The sequence below is a fragment of the Novosphingobium jiangmenense genome, assembly GCF_015694345.1.
Taxonomy (GTDB): domain Bacteria; phylum Pseudomonadota; class Alphaproteobacteria; order Sphingomonadales; family Sphingomonadaceae; genus Novosphingobium; species Novosphingobium jiangmenense.
This window is the reverse complement of record NZ_JADQDC010000001.1, coordinates 386,688-405,409: the sequence shown is the minus strand read 5'-3', so window position 1 is coordinate 405,409 and position 18,722 is coordinate 386,688. Positions and strand designations below refer to the sequence as shown.

At 65.6% G+C, this 18,722-nt stretch carries 16 protein-coding genes; 9 read left to right on the top strand and 7 right to left on the bottom strand.

Annotation, left to right across the window (positions count from 1 at the left end):
• The first annotated feature begins 119 nt into the window (after positions 1-119).
• Together I2488_RS01790 and I2488_RS01785 are read left to right on the top strand one after the other, a co-directional pair.
• Positions 120-2,513 carry a TonB-dependent receptor domain-containing protein gene (locus tag I2488_RS01790; protein WP_196274087.1) on the top strand — a complete coding sequence of 798 codons (2,394 nt, stop codon included), beginning with the start codon at positions 120-122 and terminating at the stop codon, positions 2,511-2,513.
• On the top strand, positions 2,513-3,265 hold the full coding sequence (locus I2488_RS01785) for an SDR family NAD(P)-dependent oxidoreductase (protein ID WP_196274086.1): 753 nt from the start codon (positions 2,513-2,515) through the stop codon (positions 3,263-3,265). The genes I2488_RS01790 and I2488_RS01785 overlap by 1 nt, the downstream gene beginning before the upstream one ends.
• Here the strand turns inward: I2488_RS01785 and I2488_RS01780 are convergent.
• Positions 3,250-3,735 (bottom strand): nuclear transport factor 2 family protein, encoded by a 486-nt coding sequence (locus tag I2488_RS01780; protein ID WP_246465412.1) that lies wholly within the window; start codon positions 3,733-3,735, stop codon positions 3,250-3,252. The genes I2488_RS01785 and I2488_RS01780 overlap by 16 nt on opposite strands.
• A gap of 32 nt (positions 3,736-3,767) precedes the next feature.
• On the opposite strand from I2488_RS01780, the gene I2488_RS01775 reads away from it, so the two are divergent.
• Complete coding sequence (locus I2488_RS01775) at positions 3,768-4,853, top strand: DUF1214 domain-containing protein (protein WP_196274084.1); 1,086 nt, start codon at positions 3,768-3,770, stop codon at positions 4,851-4,853.
• A gap of 64 nt (positions 4,854-4,917) precedes the next feature.
• Complete coding sequence (locus I2488_RS01770; protein WP_246465411.1) at positions 4,918-5,730, top strand: DODA-type extradiol aromatic ring-opening family dioxygenase; 813 nt, start codon at positions 4,918-4,920, stop codon at positions 5,728-5,730.
• On the opposite strand, the gene I2488_RS01765 is transcribed toward I2488_RS01770, so the two are convergent.
• On the bottom strand, positions 5,727-6,959 hold the full coding sequence (locus I2488_RS01765) for an SLC13 family permease (RefSeq protein ID WP_214652145.1): 1,233 nt from the start codon (positions 6,957-6,959) through the stop codon (positions 5,727-5,729). The two genes, I2488_RS01770 and I2488_RS01765, sit on opposite strands and share 4 nt — an antisense overlap.
• A 25-nt stretch (positions 6,960-6,984) precedes the next feature.
• Positions 6,985-8,517 (bottom strand): malonate--CoA ligase, encoded by a 1,533-nt coding sequence (locus tag I2488_RS01760; protein ID WP_246465410.1) that lies wholly within the window; start codon positions 8,515-8,517, stop codon positions 6,985-6,987.
• 92 nt (positions 8,518-8,609) lie between these two features.
• Here I2488_RS01760 and I2488_RS01755 point away from each other — a divergent pair, with 92 nt between their 5' ends.
• Complete coding sequence (locus tag I2488_RS01755) at positions 8,610-9,287, top strand: GntR family transcriptional regulator (protein WP_196274081.1); 678 nt, start codon at positions 8,610-8,612, stop codon at positions 9,285-9,287.
• A 313-nt stretch (positions 9,288-9,600) separates the two neighbouring features.
• Positions 9,601-11,784 carry a TonB-dependent receptor gene (locus tag I2488_RS01750; RefSeq protein ID WP_196274080.1) on the top strand — a complete coding sequence of 728 codons (2,184 nt, stop codon included), beginning with the start codon at positions 9,601-9,603 and terminating at the stop codon, positions 11,782-11,784.
• A 170-nt stretch (positions 11,785-11,954) separates the two neighbouring features.
• Here I2488_RS01750 and I2488_RS19405 read toward each other — a convergent pair whose 3' ends face one another.
• Positions 11,955-13,679: a hemerythrin domain-containing protein gene (locus I2488_RS19405; RefSeq protein ID WP_214652144.1), complete on the bottom strand. Its 1,725-nt coding sequence runs from the start codon at positions 13,677-13,679 to the stop codon at positions 11,955-11,957.
• A 272-nt stretch (positions 13,680-13,951) separates the two neighbouring features.
• Between I2488_RS19405 and I2488_RS01740 the strand changes: the two genes are divergently transcribed.
• Positions 13,952-14,536, top strand: a complete 585-nt coding sequence (locus I2488_RS01740; protein WP_246465409.1) for a Crp/Fnr family transcriptional regulator — start codon at positions 13,952-13,954, stop codon at positions 14,534-14,536.
• On the opposite strand, the gene I2488_RS19470 is transcribed toward I2488_RS01740, so the two are convergent.
• Positions 14,496-15,281, bottom strand: a complete 786-nt coding sequence (locus I2488_RS19470) for a Crp/Fnr family transcriptional regulator (protein ID WP_246465408.1) — start codon at positions 15,279-15,281, stop codon at positions 14,496-14,498. The genes I2488_RS01740 and I2488_RS19470 overlap by 41 nt on opposite strands.
• 198 nt (positions 15,282-15,479) lie before the next feature.
• Here I2488_RS19470 and I2488_RS01730 point away from each other — a divergent pair, with 198 nt between their 5' ends.
• Together I2488_RS01730 and I2488_RS01725 are read left to right on the top strand one after the other, a co-directional pair.
• Positions 15,480-16,187 carry an SRPBCC family protein gene (locus I2488_RS01730; protein WP_196274079.1) on the top strand — a complete coding sequence of 236 codons (708 nt, stop codon included), beginning with the start codon at positions 15,480-15,482 and terminating at the stop codon, positions 16,185-16,187.
• Positions 16,187-17,359: a zinc-dependent alcohol dehydrogenase gene (locus I2488_RS01725; protein WP_196274078.1), complete on the top strand. Its 1,173-nt coding sequence runs from the start codon at positions 16,187-16,189 to the stop codon at positions 17,357-17,359. The genes I2488_RS01730 and I2488_RS01725 overlap by 1 nt, the downstream gene beginning before the upstream one ends.
• Before the next feature lie 16 nt (positions 17,360-17,375).
• Here the strand turns inward: I2488_RS01725 and I2488_RS01720 are convergent, their stop codons facing one another.
• Entirely contained in the window at positions 17,376-17,852 is a 477-nt protein-coding gene (locus tag I2488_RS01720) for a DUF6766 family protein (RefSeq protein ID WP_246465407.1), read from the bottom strand.
• 2 nt (positions 17,853-17,854) lie between these two features.
• On the bottom strand, positions 17,855-18,625 hold the full coding sequence (locus I2488_RS01715; protein ID WP_196274077.1) for an SDR family oxidoreductase: 771 nt from the start codon (positions 18,623-18,625) through the stop codon (positions 17,855-17,857).
• Between the last annotated feature and the right edge of the window lie 97 nt (positions 18,626-18,722).

Below are 18,722 nucleotides of genomic sequence, written 5' to 3'. Positions count from 1 at the left end.
AACGCATTCTCCTATGAAATGCAAGAAATGCTTGCCAATCTCGTTTCGGAAACATACAATTTGGACCGAATTGAACGCGCTAACGCGTTCCCGACGTTTCCATTCAGGGAGAGGACATCGTGAGGAATCTGCTTGCCGCTACGGCATTGAGTTCGCTTGCCTTTATCGCAGCACCAGCCTTCGCCCAGGCCGCGCCTCAGGATTCGGCGCAGGATTCGGCCGTCCAGAACGACGCGCCCAACGACTCCGGCATCGGCGAGATCGTCGTCACCGCGCAGAAGCGTGCGGAAAACATCCAGAACGTGCCGATCGCCATCTCGGCAGTCAGCAGCCAGTTCCTCGAAACGCGCGGCATCACCTCGATCGACAGCCTCGGCTCGATCGCGCCGAACGTGAAGTTCGAACGCGCACCGTCGAACAAGACCATCTCGCAGATCGCCATCCGCGGCTCGGTCACCATCAACCCGGCCGTGACCTGGGAGCCTGCCGTCGGCCTCTACCTCGGCGGCGTCTACATCGCCAAGGCGCAGGGCTCGATCTTCGACGTGGCCGACCTCGAGCGCGTGGAAATTCTGCGCGGCCCGCAAGGCACGCTCTATGGCCGCAACGCACTGGCCGGTGCCGTCAACCTGGTGCCCAAGGCGCCGAGCGGCGAACTTGGCGTCAAGGGTGAGCTGACCTACGGCAACTTCAACTACTGGAAGGGCCGCGCCGTGGTCGATCTTCCGGCGATGGGGCCGTTCTCGCTCAAGCTCTCCGGCCAGATCCAGAAGCGCGACGGCTTCATCAAGCTGACGCCGAACCCCTATCCGCAGGCGTTCCTCGCGGGCCCCGCACGCACCGGCCGCACCAACGATCTCGACGGCAAGAGCGGCATGGTCCAGCTGCGCTTCAAGCCCGAAGGCAGCAACTTCACTGCAGACTACATGTTCGACTATTCGAAGTTCGATCAGCGCCCGGACTATGCCCAGCTCGTCCGCATCAACCGCAATGGTCGTCCGGAAGACATCTTCGATCCGAACTCGGTCAGCTATCCCTTCGCCGGGGCGTTCTTCCCGCTCAACCTCTATGACCGGGCTGACCGCCAGTCGACCGCATCGCTCGATGCCAACCCGCTCTACGAACGTTCGCGCACTTATGGTCACGCGCTGACCCTCGCGCTCGACCTCGGCGGCGCCACGGTCAAGTCGATCACCGCCTACCGCAACCTGAAGTGGGCGGACTCGCTCGACCTTGACGGCTCGCCGCTGCCGGTCGCCTTCACCGGGCGCGACACCAGCTTCCACAGCTGGAGCCAGGAACTGCAGGTTTCGGGCCAGACGATGAGCGACAAGCTCAAGTACGTCGCGGGCGTGTTCTACTACAAGGAAAAGGCCGAAACCCTCGGGCCGCAAAGCTTCTTCGGCGGCGGCGCGTCCTACCAGTCGGACTATGGCTCGAACACCGAAGCCTTCGCCGTGTTCGCGCAGGTCGATTACGATATCACCGATGCGCTGAAGCTGACGCTCGGCGGCCGCTACACGCACGAGAAGAAGGACGTGCGCCGCTTCCTGCGGATCAACTTCGACTCTGCGAACGGCATCACCTCGCCGCTCGTTGTCGCCAACATCCCCTATGGCGGCGTCCCCGATGCCAAGTACAACCGCTTCAACCCGGCGATCACCCTGGCCTATCAGGCGAACGAGAACATCAATCTCTACGCCCGCTTCGCGCAAGGCTTCAAGTCGGGCGGCTTCAACGGCGAGACCAACGACTTCCGCGCGCCGACCGCATCGTGCCCGACCGGCGCGTTCGAACTGTGCAACCCCTATCGCCCGGAAACGGTCGACAGCTACGAAGTCGGCATCAAGACCAGGCTGGCCGACGGCAAGGTGATCTTCAACGTCGCCGGCTTCTGGGACGAGCACAAGGACATCCAGCTCTCGGTGTTCACCGCCAACGGCGCCGCGTCCTCGATCGTCAAGAACGCCGCAGCCGCCCGCATCCGCGGTCTTGAAATCGAAACGGTGATCCGTCCGGTCGACGTGCTGACGATCAACGGCTCGCTCGCCTTCCTCGACCCGAAGTACAAGAGCTACATCGAGGCGGTGAACGGCGTCGATACCAACGTCGCCAACAACCGCGCCTTCCCGCACACGCCCAAGACCACGGCAGCCGCTGGCGTCGATCTTCGTGTCGCGCAGGGTGACTGGGGTCGCCTGAACATCAACGGCGATATCAACTACGTCTCCAGCTACTACACTTTCCCCTATGCGCTGGTGACGGCCAACCCCTCTGACCAGAACGCCAACAACACCAAGTCGAAGGGTCGCACCATCGTGAACCTGCGCGCGGCGGTTTCGGAAGTGCCGCTGGGCGGGGCGAAGGCCGAGGTCGCGCTGTGGGTCAAGAACCTGACCAAGGAACGCGATCCTTCGAACTTCATCGACTTCGGCCCGGGCTTCGGTGGCCTCACGGTCGGGTACTTCCCCGATCCGCGCACCTACGGCCTGACGCTGGGCGTGAAGTTCTGATGCTGTTCGCGGGAAAGAAGGCGCTGGTGACCGGCGCGGCCTCGGGTATCGGCCGCGCCACCGCCATCCGCTTCGCTGCCGAAGGGGCAACGCTCACCATCGGTGACCGCAACCTTGCAGGGCTCGAGGAAACGGCGGCGATGATCGCCGCCGCTGGCGGCACCGCGCCGGTGGTGCAGGCCTATGACGCCACCGACTATGCCTCGTGCCGCGCGCTGGTCGATACCGCCGCGCGCGACGGGCTCGACATCGTCTGCAACATCGCCGGCCTGCTCAAGTGGGGCCGGTCGGAGACCTTCTCCGCCGAAGACTTCGACCTGCTGATGCACGTCAACGCGACAAGCGTCTTCGTCATCTGCCAGGCGGCGATCCCGCACCTGCTCAAGTCCAAGGGCAACATCGTCAACACCGCGTCGACCGCCGCGCTGCAGGGCCAGCCCTACAACGCCGCCTATTCGGCTTCGAAGCACGCGGTGGCGGCAATCACCAAGGGCCTCGCCATTGAATACGCCGCTGCTGGCGTACGCATCAATGCGATCTGTCCCGGCCACGTCGTTACTCCGATGACGGTCAACACCGCGCCGCCCGAAGGCGTCGACTGGGCGCTGATGATGCGCAACGCGCCAAAGCTGCTCGACGGTTCGTGCGAGCCCGAGGACATTGCCGAGATGTTCGCCTTCCTCGCCAGCGACAAGGCGCGCAAGATCACCGGGTCGCTGTTTACCGTCGATGGCGGTCAGCTCGCGGGCTGACCGTCGCCGGGGGAGAGCAGGATGCGTGCAGCCTCATCCCCGTTCAGCAGGGCATTGGCGCGGTGAGCCACCCGCCAGCCCTGTCCGGTCCGCACCAGCGACCAGCGGTTGGCTGCAACCCTGAACGCTTCAAAGCCGTTGCCGCTATTGCGGAACACCACCGAATGCCCCCGCGCGCTCGCCCGGTCCCCGTCGACCGCTACCGTCAGCGGGCCAAGTACGTGCGCGCAGCCATCGGCCATCAGCTGCCGATGTACCGGCCCGTCGATCAGCGCGGCAATCTCGGCATGGCCTCTGGCCGTAGCGAAGCCCACCACTTCATAAGCGCCATCCTCGCACCACAGCGCGGCCAGCGCCTGCGCATCCCCGCAGTCCGCCAGCGGGCCATATTGCGCCACCAGCTCGCGGATCGCCTCGCGGTCCTCCAGCGCCTGAAGCCGCGCGGCGAGCGTTGCGATATCGTGCTCCAAACCAAGTCTCCCCACGCGAAAGGCCAGACCAGATGACCGATCCCCAAGCCCACGTCGGTACACTCGATCACGTGTGGCGCAAGTTCTGCGCGCAACTGGCCGAAGCAGGCGATGTGCTGGCCCGCCCTTCATCGCCCACCACCGCGCTCGACCAGGCCGAGGGCCTGCGCTACCTCAGCCGCCTTGCGCGCACCGCGCTCAACATGCTGGTCGACAGTGCCGACCCCGATTTCCCCCGCCTGTTCCTGCTCTGCGACGACAAGATCAAGATCGGCGCGGACAATCCCGACAACCTTTACCAGCAGTGCGTCGTGCGCGGCGACCGCACCTATCGCATCACCGGCAAGCGCAATTCGGTCCCCTATTTCTCGATCGGCAGCAAGGCCAACCGCTACGCCATCGACGGCACCATGGCCTCGACCGGAGAGATCGAATTCGCCCAGATGGAATTCGGCCCCGACGGCACCTTCGAAATCATCGTGAGCAAGGAGCAGCAGCCCGGCAACTGGCTGCCGATGGCCGATGACACCACCCTGCTGATCGTCCGCCAGACCTTTGACGACAAGCACACGCAAGTCCCCGCCGACATCAAGGTCGAACGGATCAGCGATGGCCCTGCCGCCCCGGCTCTGCTCACGCCCGAACTGATCGAACAGCAGCTCATGGCTTCCGCCGCCTGGGCAAAGGGCACCGCCAACACCTTCGCCAACTGGTCGGAATGGTTCAAGGCCCACCCCAACCAGTTCTATGACGCCCCGCAGGAGATCTTCTGGAAGGCGGGCGGCGATCCCAACATCTGGTACGGCCACTTCTACTTCGATCTGCAGCCCGGCGAAGCGCTGGTGATCGAGAGCCCGGTGCCCGATTGCCGCATGTGGAACCTGCAGATCGACAACTGGTGGATGGAATCGCTCGATCACGTCCACCAGAAGGTCTGGCTGAACAATTCCATGGCCAAGCTGGAGGCCGATGGCAGCGTCGTCGTTGTCTGCGCCGATCGCGATCCCGGCTTCGGCAACTGGGTCGACCTTGCCGGACACCGCTCGGGCACCGGCCTGTGGCGCTGGTTCAACGCGGCCGAGAACGTCGTGCCGAACATGCGGGTGGTAAAGCTCTGACGCTCTTGCCGCGGGGGAGGGCAGGTCCCATCTCGGTTCCCGGACAACACGCCGGGAACGCCACTTGACCACCACCGCCAGCCGCCTGCCGACTTTCTTCCTCAACCATGGCGGCGGGCCCTGGCCGTGGATGGATGGCCCGATGCGCCGGGGCTATGACCAGCTCGAAGCCTCGCTTCAGGCGGTCATCCCCTCGCTGGAGCAGCCTCCCAAGGCCATTCTCGTCGTGTCGGCGCACTGGGAAGAAGCCGTGCCGCATGTGTCGACGCATCTGGCCCCGCCGATGCTCTACGATTACTACGGCTTTCCCGAGCACACCTACCATATCCGCTATGCCGCACCGGGCAGCCCTGACCTCGGCCTGCGGGTGCGCGACCTGCTCCGCGCGGGCGGCATGGATTGCCGCGAGGACACGCAGCGCGGCTTCGACCACGGCACCTTCTCGATGATGCAGCCGATCCGGCCCGAGGCAGACATCCCGATCGTGCAGCTGTCGGTGCTCACCAGCTTCGATGCCGCCGCGCACATCGCCATGGGGAGCCTGCTGAAACCCTTGCGCGATGAAGGCGTGCTCGTGCTGGGCTCCGGGCTTTCGTACCACAATCTCCGCGCCTTCGGGGCACAAGGGCACACCGCCTCGCACGCTTTCGACCAATGGCTGCGCGATAACCTTGCCGGGGTCGAAGCTGCTCCGCGCCTCGCCGCGCTCGAACGGTGGACCACCGCCCCGGCAGCGCTGCAGGCCCATCCCCGGCCCGAACACCTCCTGCCGCTGATGGTCATCGCGGGCGCTGCCGGGCAGGACCCGTGCAGCATCCAGTTCCATCAGGACGATTTCTTCGGCGGTCTTGCCGTCACCAGCTTCCGCTTCGGCTAGAGGTTCGGCAGCCCCACGAACGCCGCCCACGCCACCAGTGGCCCGATGCCGACGACGATAGCCGCATAGACCAGCAGCTTGCGTAGCATGGCAGGCCGCTCGTCCTCGGCCACGTTGCCGACGATCAACGCGCCGTTGGTCGAGAACGGCGAGGTATCGACGATGGTGTTGGCGATGCAGATCGCAGAAACCACCGGCATGACGGCAAGGTGCCCGCCGGCAAGGATCGGCAGGCTCAGCGGAATGATCACGCCCAGCAGCGCGGTCGACGAGGCAAAGGCCGAAACCACGCCTGCGAGATAGCACAGCAGCAGCACCGCCAGCGTGGCCGAGCCGACCTGTCCGATCATCGCGCTGATCGCATCGAGCGTGCCGATCTTGTCGAGCAGGGTCACGTAGATGACGATGCCCGAGATCAGCAGGATCGTCGACCAGTCCACCTGCTTGAGCGCGCCGTCCTGCGTGCGCGGGGCAACGATGGCCAGCGCAAGGATCACCATCAGCGCCATGAACCCGATGTCGACCTTGAACAGCAGCGCACCTGCGGCCAGCGCAACCAGCCCTACGAGGGTGCAGGCGCCTTCGCGGCCTAGTACAGGCACTTCGACCCGGCCTTCGTGCCCGGCGCCGGTCGCGGCCTCGCGGCGGGCGTAGAAGGCCCAGACCAGCACGGCGATGGCCGCGTTGAAGGCGGCGCTCGCCAGGAACAGGTATTGCGCATCGGGCGCGATGCCGCTGCCCGAAAGGACCTTGGCGGTGATCCCGCCATAGATCGAGATGGGCGAGAAGCTCCCCGCCTGCGCTCCGTGGACCACGAGCAGGCCCATCATCAGCGGCGAGAAGCCGTGGCTGCGCGAAAAGCGCATGGCGATCGGTGCGACGATGGCCACTGCCGCCGGCCCCACTGCGCCAAGCGCGGTCAGCACCGCGGCGACCATGAACACCAGCAGCGGCAGGAACGCGGTGTGGCTGCCGAGCAGCCCGGCGGCGCGCGCCACCAGCCAGTCGATCGCGCCGTTGCGGCTGGCAATGCCGAACAGGTAGGTGATGCCGAGCAGGGTCAGGAACAGGTCGGCGGGAAAGCCGGTCAGCACTTCCTTCACCGGCAGGCCCGCCCCGAACACACCGAGCGCGAGCGCGGCGGCAAAGCCGATCAGCCCCATGTTCACCGGCAGCCACACTGCCGCCACGAAGATCGCGACGAGAATCGCGATCGAAACGATGATCATTCCATTCCCCTCCCGAAGGTCCGCTCTACCTGGCGAACAGTCCGGCATGTTCCTGTCTTAACAGCGCTTTCTGCACCTTGCCCATGGTGTTGCGCGGCAATTCCTCCACGAACACCACCGCGCGCGGCTGCTTGAAGCGGGCGAGGCGGTCGGCCAGCGCGGCAATCACGCCATCGGCATCGAGCGACGGATCGGTCGCCTTGACCACCGCCACCACGGCCTCGCCCATGTCCGCATGCGGCACGCCGATCACCGCGCTTTCGGCAATGCCCGAAATCTCGTCAAGCACCGCCTCGACCTCGGCGGGGTAGATGTTGAACCCGCCGGCAATGATCAGGTCCTTGGCCCGCCCGACGATGTGGACATAGCCTTCGGCATCGATGAACCCCAGATCGCCGGTGATGAAGAAGCCGTCGGCGCGGAATTCCTCGGCGGTCTTCTCCGGCATCTTCCAGTAGCCGCCGAACACATTGGGGCCCTTGACCTCGATCCCCCCGATCTCGCCCTGCGGCAGCACCGTCCCGCTTTCCGGATCGGCAATGCGCAAGTCCACCCCCGGCAGCGGGAACCCCACGCTGCCCGGCTTGCGCAAGCCGTCATAGGGGTTCGAGGTATTCATGTTGGTCTCGGTCATGCCATAGCGTTCGAGGATGGCCTGGCCGGTCAGGGCGCTGAAATCCTTGTGGACTTCGGCGGAAAGCGGGGCCGATCCGGAAACGAACAGGCGCATGCGGGCGGCAAGCTCCCGGGTGAAGCCGGGATGGGCCAGCAGCCGCGAATAGAACGTCGGCACTCCCATCAGCACGCTGGCCTGCGGCATCAGCCGCACCAGTTCGTCGGCATCGAACTTCGGCAGGAAGATCATCGCCGATCCTGCCGCGATCGTCACGTTGGTGGCCACGAACAGCCCGTGCGTATGGAAGATCGGCAGGGCATGGAGCAGCCGGTCGGCGCTGGTGAAGCGCCAGTAATCGAGCAGGGTCAGCGCATTCGAAGCCAGGTTGCGATGGCTCAGCATCGCGCCCTTGCTGCGCCCGGTGGTGCCCGAGGTATAGAGGATCGCGGCAAGGTCCTGCGGCGAAACTGCGGTCCGCTCGATGCTGTCGGGCTGGCCGTCTGCGGCCGCAACCAGCGAACCGCCGGTTCCCGCAGCATCCAGCGTCAGCAGCGAAGGCACGCCGATTTCCGCGCACAAGACCGCCATCGCGGCTTCGTCCTCGCTGCGGCACAGCAGCAGCGCGGGCTGCGCATCGCTCAGGAAATAGCGCACTTCGCCAATGGTATAGGCGGTATTCAGCGGCAGATAGACCGCGCCTGCCAGCAGCGACGCCAACCAGGTCAGTAGCGCCGTCTGCGACTTCTCCACCTGTACGGCAATGCGGTCTCCCGGCTTCACGCCACTCGCGCGGAAAGCATGGGCAAGTTGCGCGGCGCGGGCGTGTGCGGCGCCATAGCTCAACACTGCGCCGTCGGGCGCGATCAGGAAGGGGGCTTGCGGGTTCTGGCTGCACTGCCGAAGGAACAGCGAGAGAATATCCTGCGCAACGGTGTCAGCCAAAAGTGAGTCCTCGAAAGCTCCGCCGGAAATGGTTGTCTCCGGCCCTTGTGTATGCAAGATTCCAATAATCACACTCTTGGGCATGCATCAACATGAATTCCGACCAAGGCGCGGCAGCGGGCATGCTGCTTTCCGAACGCATCCGTCTGGCGCTCGCCGACGACATCACCACCGGCGCCCTCGCACCGGGCACGCAGCTCGACGAGCAGCAGCTGGGTGACCGCTTCGGTGCCTCGCGCACGCCGGTGCGCGAGGCTCTGCGCCAGCTCGCCGCCGAGGGTCTGGTCGAAATGCGGCCGCGCCGCGGCGCCGTTGTCGCGGTGCTGACGACCGAGCGCGTGTTCGAGATGTTCGAGCTTTCAGCCGAGATCGAGGCGCTGTGCGTACGCCTTGCCGCGTGGCGGATGACCCCGGTCGAGCGCAGCGCGTTGCGCCGGATTCACGAGGAATCGGCCTATGCCGTGATGCGCGGCGATGTCGACGAATACGATCGCCTCAACTGGCGCTTCCACGATGCGATCTACGAGGGCACCCACAACGCCTACATCGTCGAGCAGGCCAAGGCACTGCGCGAGCGCATGGCCGCGTTCCGCCGCGCCCAGTTGCGGCAGGGCGGGCGTCCCGAACGGTCGCGCCACGAACATGGCGAACTGGTCGAAGCGGTCATGCGCGGTGATGGTGAGCAGGCGGCCAAGCTGATGCGCGCCCACATGTTCAATGCCTCGGGCGCTCTCGAAAGCTTTGCCCGGCTGCTTCCGGGGGCGGATTGACGCCACTCCTGCCTCTTGCATGGAGTTCCCATATCAAAAGGAAGATTTGCATACACGATTGCCGATAAACTGCCACTGTGCATTTTCTGAGTTGCGCTGTCAGTCGGTCTATGCAACTTCTCGGACACAAGGTCGCAACGTAGTGCGGCGTACGGGGAGGTGCGGAAAGTGGCAGTCGGGCTAGTGCCCGTCGCCTCCCTGTGTGTCTGACAGCGTTGTCCCGGCCAGACGTATTTCCAGGGAGGACAATGTCATGTAAAAGTTCCACTTCGCCTGCTTGATCCCGGCGCTTGCGCTGGTTTCGGTACCGGCCATGGCTCAGGAAGCCGCAGACAAGCCGGTCGACAATGGCGACATCATCGTCACCGCCAACCGCACCGAATCGCTCGCTTCAAAGACCCCGGTCGCGCTGACCGCAGTGTCGGGCGCCGCGCTGGTCAGCCAGGGCATCACCAACCCCACCGCGCTGGCCGAAACCGTGCCCAACCTGTCGATTGACCGCGCCAACGGCCTGCAGATCACCATTCGCGGCGTGACCAGCACCGACGGCACCGAGAAGGGCGATCCTTCGGCCGCCTTCATGCAGGACGGCATCTACATCGCCCGTCCGCAGGTGCAGGAAGTGTCGTTCTTCGACATCGGCCGCATCGAAGTGCTGCGTGGGCCCCAGGGCACGCTCTATGGCCGCAACACCACCGCCGGCGTGGTCAACCTGATCTCGGCCAAGCCCAAGCTCGACAAGTTCGAAGGTTCGGTCGACCTCAACTACGGCAACTACAGCACCTTCCAGGCTACCGGCGTGATCAACGTGCCCGTAAGCGAGAGCATCGCCTTGCGCGGCGCGGTGAACTATGACCGCCGCGACAGCTACCTCAAGGCCGGCACCGGCTTCACCTCGAAGCTCAGCCCGTTCAAGGAAAACCTGTCGGTCCGTGGCTCGGCGCTGTTCGACCTCGGTGGCGGCGAACTCGTCGTCCGTGCCGACTATTCGGACATCGGCGGCCAGACCGTCAACGCGCTGCCGCTGACCAACGTCTACTCGGGCGTGACCACCAACTTCGTCGATCCGGTCTACATCGGCGGTGACCGCTCGTCGACCGAGTTGCGCACTCTCAACGTGCCCTCGAACTTCGGTACCGACCGCAACAACAAGACCTGGGGCGTCATGGCCGACTTCAGCTATGACCTCGGCCCGGTCACGGTGAACTACCTCGGTTCCTATCGCGAATTCGAACGCCACGAGGACGGCATCAACATCCGCGGCCTCGGCGCCCGCGTCATCCCCACCCGCTTCGACGGCACCTACTGGCAGCAGAGCCACGAACTGCGCCTTGCCACCAACGGTGACGGCCCGCTCAAGGCCCAGGTCGGCGGTTACTACTTCGAGGAGCGCTCGGCCATCGGCTTCTACCTGTTCGGCCTCCTCAGCCCGACGCCGAACACGACCGGCTATGTCTTCGGCTTCCCGCAGAACCCGACCAAGGCCAAGTCCTATGCCGGTTTCGCGCAGACGACCTACAGCGCCACTGATGCGCTGCGCTTCACCGCCGGCATCCGCTATTCGCATGACGACAAGTCGCGCATCGGCAACACCGTCACCTGCTCGACCGTGGCCTGCAACGCTCCCGGCGATACCAAGTCGAACAACAATGCCGCCCGCTCGTTCAGCAAGACGACCTGGCGCCTCGGCTTCGACTACGACGTGAATCCGACGACGCTGTTCTACGGCACCGTCTCGACCGGCTACAAGGCCGGCGGCTTCAACGATGGCTGCAACAGCGCCGAAGTTGCCAGCTGCAACCAGAACCGCACGCTCGGCGCGCTCTATTATGAGCCGGAAACCCTGACCGCCTACGAAGTGGGCGTGAAGACCCGCCTCGGCGACGGCGTCCGCGTCAACCTCTCGGGCTTCCACTACGATTACAAGAACCTGCAGGTCAGCCAGGTTGCCACCTGCACCCCGGCCGGCGGTCAGTGCCAGGTGACGACCAACGCCGCCACCGCCAAGGTTGACGGTATCGAACTCGAAAGCAACATCCAGGCCGGCGACAATGACAAGATCGACCTCGCCGTCGCCTGGCTCAATGCCCGCTACGGCAACTTCAAGCCGAACCTGATCATCAGCGGTGCCACTGTCGAGCGCGACTGGAAGGGCTTCGATCTCGATCGTTCGCCGCGCTGGACGATCAACCTCAACTACATCCACACGTTCGATCTTGGCAGCGTGGGCTCGCTCGATGCGCAGGTCCGCACCCGCATCAGCACCAGCTACGAACTGGCGGGGCTGGCCAACGTCCAGCAGCTCAAGCAGCCGGGCTTCTCGAAGACCGACGCCAACCTCACCTACAACTCGCCTGACAAGAACTACTACTTCCAGCTCTTCGTGAAGAACCTCGAAGACAACGTGACCGTCTCGTCCATCGCCCCCGGCGCCAACGGCACGGTCCAGCTGGCCGATCCGCGCACCTACGGCGTTCGTGCCGGCATGAAGTTCTGATACCGGCTCCCTCGCCGACCGGCAGGGGGCAGGTCGGCAAACGGCGGGCGGGGCTTTGCGGCCCCGCCCGTTCGCGTTTGTGTATAGCGCGAATGCGGCCGGCCCATGGAGGTGGACCGGCCGCCAGCGCGACGATCAGGTAACGAACGTCAGAGGGTCATCACCGCAGCTCAGTGGCGGCTTTCCCAGCCCTTGCGGGCCGCTTCGGAATGGCCACGGCTGTCGCCGAACCAGCCACCCCGGCCGCGATCATCGTCGTCATCTCGGCCGCGCGAGGAAGACGAGGAGCGCGAGCTGCTGCGACCACCACGGTCGTCATCGTCGTCCCGGCCGCGCGAAGAGCGCGAGGAACTGCGACCGCCGCGATCGTCGTCATCGTCCCGGCCGCGCGAGGAACGTGAGCTGCCGCCACGGTCATCGCGATCGTCCCAGCCGCGGCGGGCGGCTTCCGAATGGCCCTCGCTGTCGCCGAACCAGCCGCTGCGGCCATGGTCGGGATTGTCCCAGCCCCGGCGCGATGCTTCGGAATGGCCGCGCGAATCCCCGAACCAGCCGCTGTCGCCATGGTCAGGGTTGTCCCAGCCCCGGCGGGCCGCTTCCGAGTGGCCCCGGCTGTCGCCGTACCAGCCGCGACCGTCGCCCCGACCGCGATCGTCGTCATCACGACCGCCACGGCCCGACGAACCCGAACGCGAGCCGCCGCGTCCGCCACGGTCATCATCATCGCGCGAGGAACGCGAACTGCTGCCGCGATCGTCGCGATCGTCCCAGCCTCGGCGGGCCGCTTCGGAATGGCCACGGCTGTCGCCATACCAGCCACGCCCGTCGTCGCTATCGCGACCACCGCCCCGGCTGCTGCTGCTGCGCCCGCCGCGGTCGTCATCATCATCGCGGCCGCGTCCGCCGCCGCGCGAGCTCATGAAGCGCCCGTCGTCGTCGCGCTCACGATCGGACCCTCGCGACGAACGCCCACGGTCATCGTCATAGTCACGACCACCGCCGTTGCGTCCGCCGCCGGTAAAGCGGCCCTGGTCGTCGCGTTCCTGACCTCGCTGCTGATAGCTTGCCATGTTCTGGTACTCCTCTCGATTGGACTGATTGTTGTTGCGATCGCGGGAGGATTCCCGCGTCTGCTCCCCTGATGTCCTGCCGGCGTCGACGTGGATGGCACGTGGCCGCCCGGCCGGCAGCCGGTCCTCCCTTTCGAGCTCGGAGCGCAGCTCCATCAGCTCTTCGGCCAGGTCAGGGGTATCGATCCCCTCGGCCATGGCCTTGGCGAAGATGCCGTTCTTCGGCTCTTCTTCTTCGGCGACATGGTGCTTCACCTGCTCGGCCAGCACCTTGACCTTGGCATCGCGATAGCGATCGCCCCGGCCACCCGATGCCATCAGATCGGCGATGAGCAGCTTGGCGCTGTCATGCTCGACCTGCGCTTCGTCGAGCGGATCTTCCTCGTCCACCGCCTCGCGGCAGGCCGGATAGAAGATTTCCTCCTCCAGCATCGTGTGCAGCGTCAGCGCCTTGCAGATCTGCTGGACCAGCTGGCGCTTCTCGTTGTCGTCCGCCTTCTCGTAGCGGGCGAACAGCTCCTCGGCCTTGCGGTGGTCGGCCTTGAGCGCCTCGATCGCGCCGCCCTTGCGGGGCTGCGTGGCAGAAGTCTTGCCGGCCGTTGACGTGCTAGAAGCCTTCTTCTGCCCGCCAGCCTTCGCCGTCTTTGCCGCAGCCGGCTTGTCGGGCTGGGCCGGTTGCGCGGTTGCAGCGCCGGTTGCGGTCTGGGTGGCCGTGCTGCCTTCTGTCTCCTTGGCGCCTTGCCCCTCCTGAGCGGTGGCGCCGGCCTGTCCGGCCGTCCCGCCCGAGGTCTCGCCGCCGGGTTTGGACCCGTTGGGTGGTGACATTTTGGATTGCCTCCTGTGGCTGTAGCTGCCGGCTTTCCGTGTCCGGCTTGCAGGGGGGCAATGGCCTCGGGCAGGGGTCCGATCCGGTGGATTGATCCATGTTGCCAAGGCGCGGCAGGCCGCCTTTCCACGCAGGCCAACAGGCCACCGCACCCTGTCCACCATTCATCGGCAATGTCGCGAAAAAGCAATCTATATCAATATTCTACCGCAAACTTTGGTGCAGCAAACGGGTGAGGTCGGACGGGCGAGTCACGAGCAGGGACAAGCACATGGAAGCGCCTTCCAGCGTCAGGCATTTTCGTCGCCAGCAACATCTTGCAAGGCCGGGCGAAACCCGGGATTCGATCTACCGCGTCGAGGAGGGCTGGGCCTGCCGCTATTGCCTCCTGCCCGACGGACGCCGCCAGATCGCCGCGCTTTACCTTCCGGGTGATTATTGCGAGCCGCACTGGCTGCTCTCAGGCCGGGCCGACCTGCCGGTCATGGCGATGACTGGCCTGCGCGTGCGGGAAGTGCCCCTGGCATCGATCCACACCCGGCCTGGCGACGGCGTCAAGCGGCTGCTCGGCGCGATGGTGCAGACCCTTGAACGGCAGAGCAAGTGGATCGTCAGCCTGGGCCGCAAGACTGCCGTCGAACGCGTCAGCGAGTTGCTCGGCGAACTGTTCGAGCGCCTGCGGGAGAACGAGCGCTCCAGCGATGAGTTCCGTCCGATCCAGCTCACCCAGCGCGACATCGCCGATGTGGTCGGCCTGACCCCGGTCCACGTCAACCGCGTGCTGCAAGGCTTGCGCCAGCGCGGACTGGTCGAGCTCAGGGGGCGGACGCTGATGGTCCGGGCGGGCGATCCCTGAGGTGCAGGTAGCCCGGATCGAACATGGCTGCGGCCATCAGGGCCAGCGGATCAAGCAGTTTCAGGCGGCGGCGGCCGAGTTCGATCAGCCCGCATCGCCGCAGTTCCTGAAGCGTGCGGTTGACGTGAACCGGGGTCAGGCCGGTGGCCGATCCGATGTCCACCTGCGTCAGCGGGAACGAAAAGGCCCCGCCTTCCACCAGTCCGACCGCATCCATCCGCACGTAGAGCTCGCACATCAGGTGGGCCACTCGCTCCAGCGCGGATCGCTGGCCAAGGCCCAGCGTCCATTCGCGCTGGATGGCCACGGTCACAAGTTCGCTGATCGTCAAGGCCTCGGCCAGGTCCGGTGCCTCGCGCGCCAGGTGAACGAAGTCGGCGGGCAGGATCTCGCCCAGCTTCACCGGCGTGATTGCGGCGATCGAATGGTCCATCCGGTCGAGCAGGAACACCCCGGAATCGCACAGGTCGCCTGGTATGAAGAAGGCGACGATCTGCCGCCGTCCATCGGGCAACTGCTTGTAGCGGCAGGCCCAGCCTTCGTGGAACACGCGCACCACGCGCGGCGGATCGCCTTCGCGGACGATGTCTGCGCGCGATGGTATCTGGCGCATCCGCTGCCCCAGCACGGCACGCAACAGGCCGCAGCCTTCGGGCGAGAGCGCCGCCAGCGAACGCAGTCGTAGAATGGCGGCATCGCTCCGCTTGGGCGATACGGTACCGGGATGGAAGGACGAGCTAAGCATCTTGGGGTGGCAATGCCGCAAGCGCCGGATGTTTCCCCGGGGAAACGCCACGTAAGTTATTGATTCCAATGAGCCCTTGTTGGATTTGAGGCAGACGGTGGGCTTTACGGGGTGCATGCCGCTGCCAGCTGCAACCCCGCCGCTCCCCGGCGGTTGTCGCACTATTGCGCCGATAGATCGGCCAGGTGGAGACCTCCCATGAAATCCCAGAACCTCAGATCCGGCTCGGCCAGCGCCGCCGGTCTTGCCGGGCTTATCGTCCTTGGCACGATCGCGGCCGGCACAGGCCTCTACGCCGCATCGCGCAAGCGCGGGCACAAGGACGCTTCCGACGATGCCCCCGGCTTCACCGCGCGCGGCCTGTTCGGACAACGCTCCTTCGGCAAGTACGACGTGGTCGGCCGCAGCGTGACGATCGGCCGCCCGCGCGAGGAACTGTTCGCCTTCTGGCGCGACTTCGCCAATCTCGCCACTTTCATGGAAAACGTCGAGAAGGTGCAGCCGGTGGGCAGCGACGGCCACTGCGTTTGGACCCTGCGCGCGCCGATGGGCGAGACGGTCGACGTCGAGACCCGCATCGTGAGCGAGGAGCCGGGGCACCTGATCGCGTGGCGCTCGGTCGAGGGCTCGGACATCGATACCGAGGGCCGGGTGACCTTCGAGGACGCCCCCGGCAATCGCGGCACCCGCGTCAGCGTGCGCATTGCCTACAGGCCCCCTGCCGGTGAGCTGGGGCGCGTGCTGGCAAAGATCATGGGGCGCGAACCCGAAGTGCAGGCGCGCCACGATCTGCGCCGCTTCCGCATGCTGATGGAAACCGGCGAGATCGCCACCTCGGCCCGCCGCAAGGACCAGACCCGCGCCGCACGGCAAGCCGAAAAGCACCGCGAAGAGGAGACCGCCTGATGCGCGCCCTGACATTCCACGGCACCCACGATGTAAGGGTGGATACCGTCGACGATCCCGAGATCATCAACCCGCGCGATGCGATCATCCGCGTCACCTCCACCGCGATCTGCGGGTCTGACCTTCATCTCTACGATGGCGTCATCCCCGGCGTGATGCCGGGAGACGTGCTCGGCCACGAATTCATGGGCGAAGTCGTCGAAGTGGGGCCCGGCAGCACCTTGCAGAAAGGCCAGCGCGTCGTCGTGCCCTTCACGATCAGCTGCGGATCGTGCTTCCATTGCAGCGTCCAGCAATATTCCGCCTGCGACAATTCCAATCCGGCCGAGAAGCAGGACGCTTCCGAGATGATGTACGGCCATCCGATGGCGGGATTGTTCGGCTATTCGCACATGACCGGGGGCTATTCGGGCGGGCAGGCGGAATATGTCCGCGTGCCGTTCTCCGATGTCGGCCCGCTGGTCGTGCCCGATCATCTCGATGACGATCAGGTGCTGTTCCTGTCCGATATCCTCCCCACCGGATGGATGGCGGCGGAGAACGCGCAGATCCAGCCCGACGATACCATCGCCGTCTGGGGCTGCGGCCCGGTCGGCCTGTTCGCGATCCAGTCGGCACTGGTCATGGGCGCGGCGCGGGTCATCGCCATCGATCACTACCCGCACCGCCTCGAACTGGCGCGCAGCCTTGGCGCCGAGGTGATCAACTTCCGCCAGAGCGATGTGCGCGAGGCGCTGATGGAGATGTCCGGCGGGATCGGGGTCGATGCGGTGATCGATGCGGTCGGCATGGAATCGCACGGCTTTGCCGCCGACAACATGATCGATGTGGTCAAGCAGAAGCTCGGCATGGGCTTCGACCGGGCGAGCGCGCTCAAGCAGGCGCTGCTGGCCGTGCGCAAGGGCGGGCGCGTTTCGGTTCCCGGCGTCTATGGCGGTTTCAGCGACAAGTTCCCGCTTGGCGCCGTCATGGAAAAGGGCCTCGAACTGCGCACCGGGCAGACGCACGTGCCGCGCTACATGAAGGACCTGCTCGGCAAGATCGAGGACGGCACGCTCGACACCACTTTCCTGATCAGCCACCGCCTGCCGCTGGAACAGGCAGCCGATGGTTACCGCAATTTCAAGGAACAGCAGGACAGCTGGACCAAGGTCGTCCTGAAGACCGGTTGAGGGCGAGGGGGGAAGCTCAGCGCTTCCCCTGCCCATCGCCCCGTTCGTGGTGATGCCCGAACGGATCGGCGTGGCCGCCGCTGCGCAAGTAGCGCTCGTCGATATCGCGCAGCAGGCCATCGGCGCGGTCGCCCGCCTGGAGGCGGATCAGCTCGTCGATCTTCGCCTCCAGCCGATCGTCGTTCTCCTTCGATGTGGGCGAGCCGACGTAGAGGAAATAGGCAAGGCCGATCACCTGCCACATCAATTGCAGGAATTCGGACTGCCAGTTCTCGAAAGTGTCGCGCAGCATCTCGTCGAGGTATTCGGCGAACTGCGCAGCCTGCCCATGCGTCTGCGCATCGTTGACGAAGGCGCGCCAGCCGAACCACCAATGCAGCACCAGCGAGCCGAGGAAGAAGGCCAGCGTGATCAAGCCGTAGGCATACTTGCCGAACACGCCGAGCCTGGCCGCCTTGCTCTCGGTGCCGTCATGCCCGCCGCCCTGCGCCATGGCTAGCTCTCCAGCCTCGGCTCGACCTGCATCAGCGAAACCGCCGTGCGGCGCGGCTGGGTCAGCATGAAGTGGGTGGCGGCGGCGATGTCCTCGGCGCGCAGCATCTTCTCTGCATGGATCGCCGCACGCTGTTCCTCGTCCGAGTATTCCGGATACTGGAAGTCCGCCCCGGTCAGCCCGGGTTCGATCAGGCCGACCTTGATGTTGCGGGGCGCCATCTCCTCGCGGAACGAGGCGGCAAATCCCTGCACGCCCGACTTGGCGGCGACATAGACCGAGCTGCCCTTGTTGCGCGACACCGCCGACATCGACCCGATCAGCACGATGTCTCCGCCCTTCGTCATCCGCCGCGCCGCCTCGCGCGAGGCGATGACATAGGCGACGAGGTCGGTCTCGAGCTGGTAGCGCAGCTCCTCCTCGTTCACGTCCATCGGCGTTTCGGCCGGCACCGCCGCATTGATCACCGCCACGTCCAGCGCACCACCCAGCGAAGCGTCGGCCGCGCTCCAGAAGCGGCGCATCCCTTCGGGGCGGGCGAGATCGACCGCAACGCCATCGCCCTTGCCGACCTGGTTGATGCGGTCGAGCGCGTCGGCAAGATGCTGCTCGTCGCGCCCGCAGATGAACACTTGCGCGCCTTCGCTCGCCAGCAGGATCGCGATGGCCCGGCCGATGCCGGTGGTCCCTCCGGTGACGACGATGCGCTTGCCGTCAAGGCCGGGTTGCAGGGTATGAGCGTCGGAAAGATCAAGCGCGGTCTGGCTCGCCATGGGATACTCCGCATCGAGGGCGCTGGGCGAAAATGCCGGGCCTTCGCTGCCAAACCGCGCGAGGGATGCACAGGTTTCCTTCGGCAGACGGAGCTTA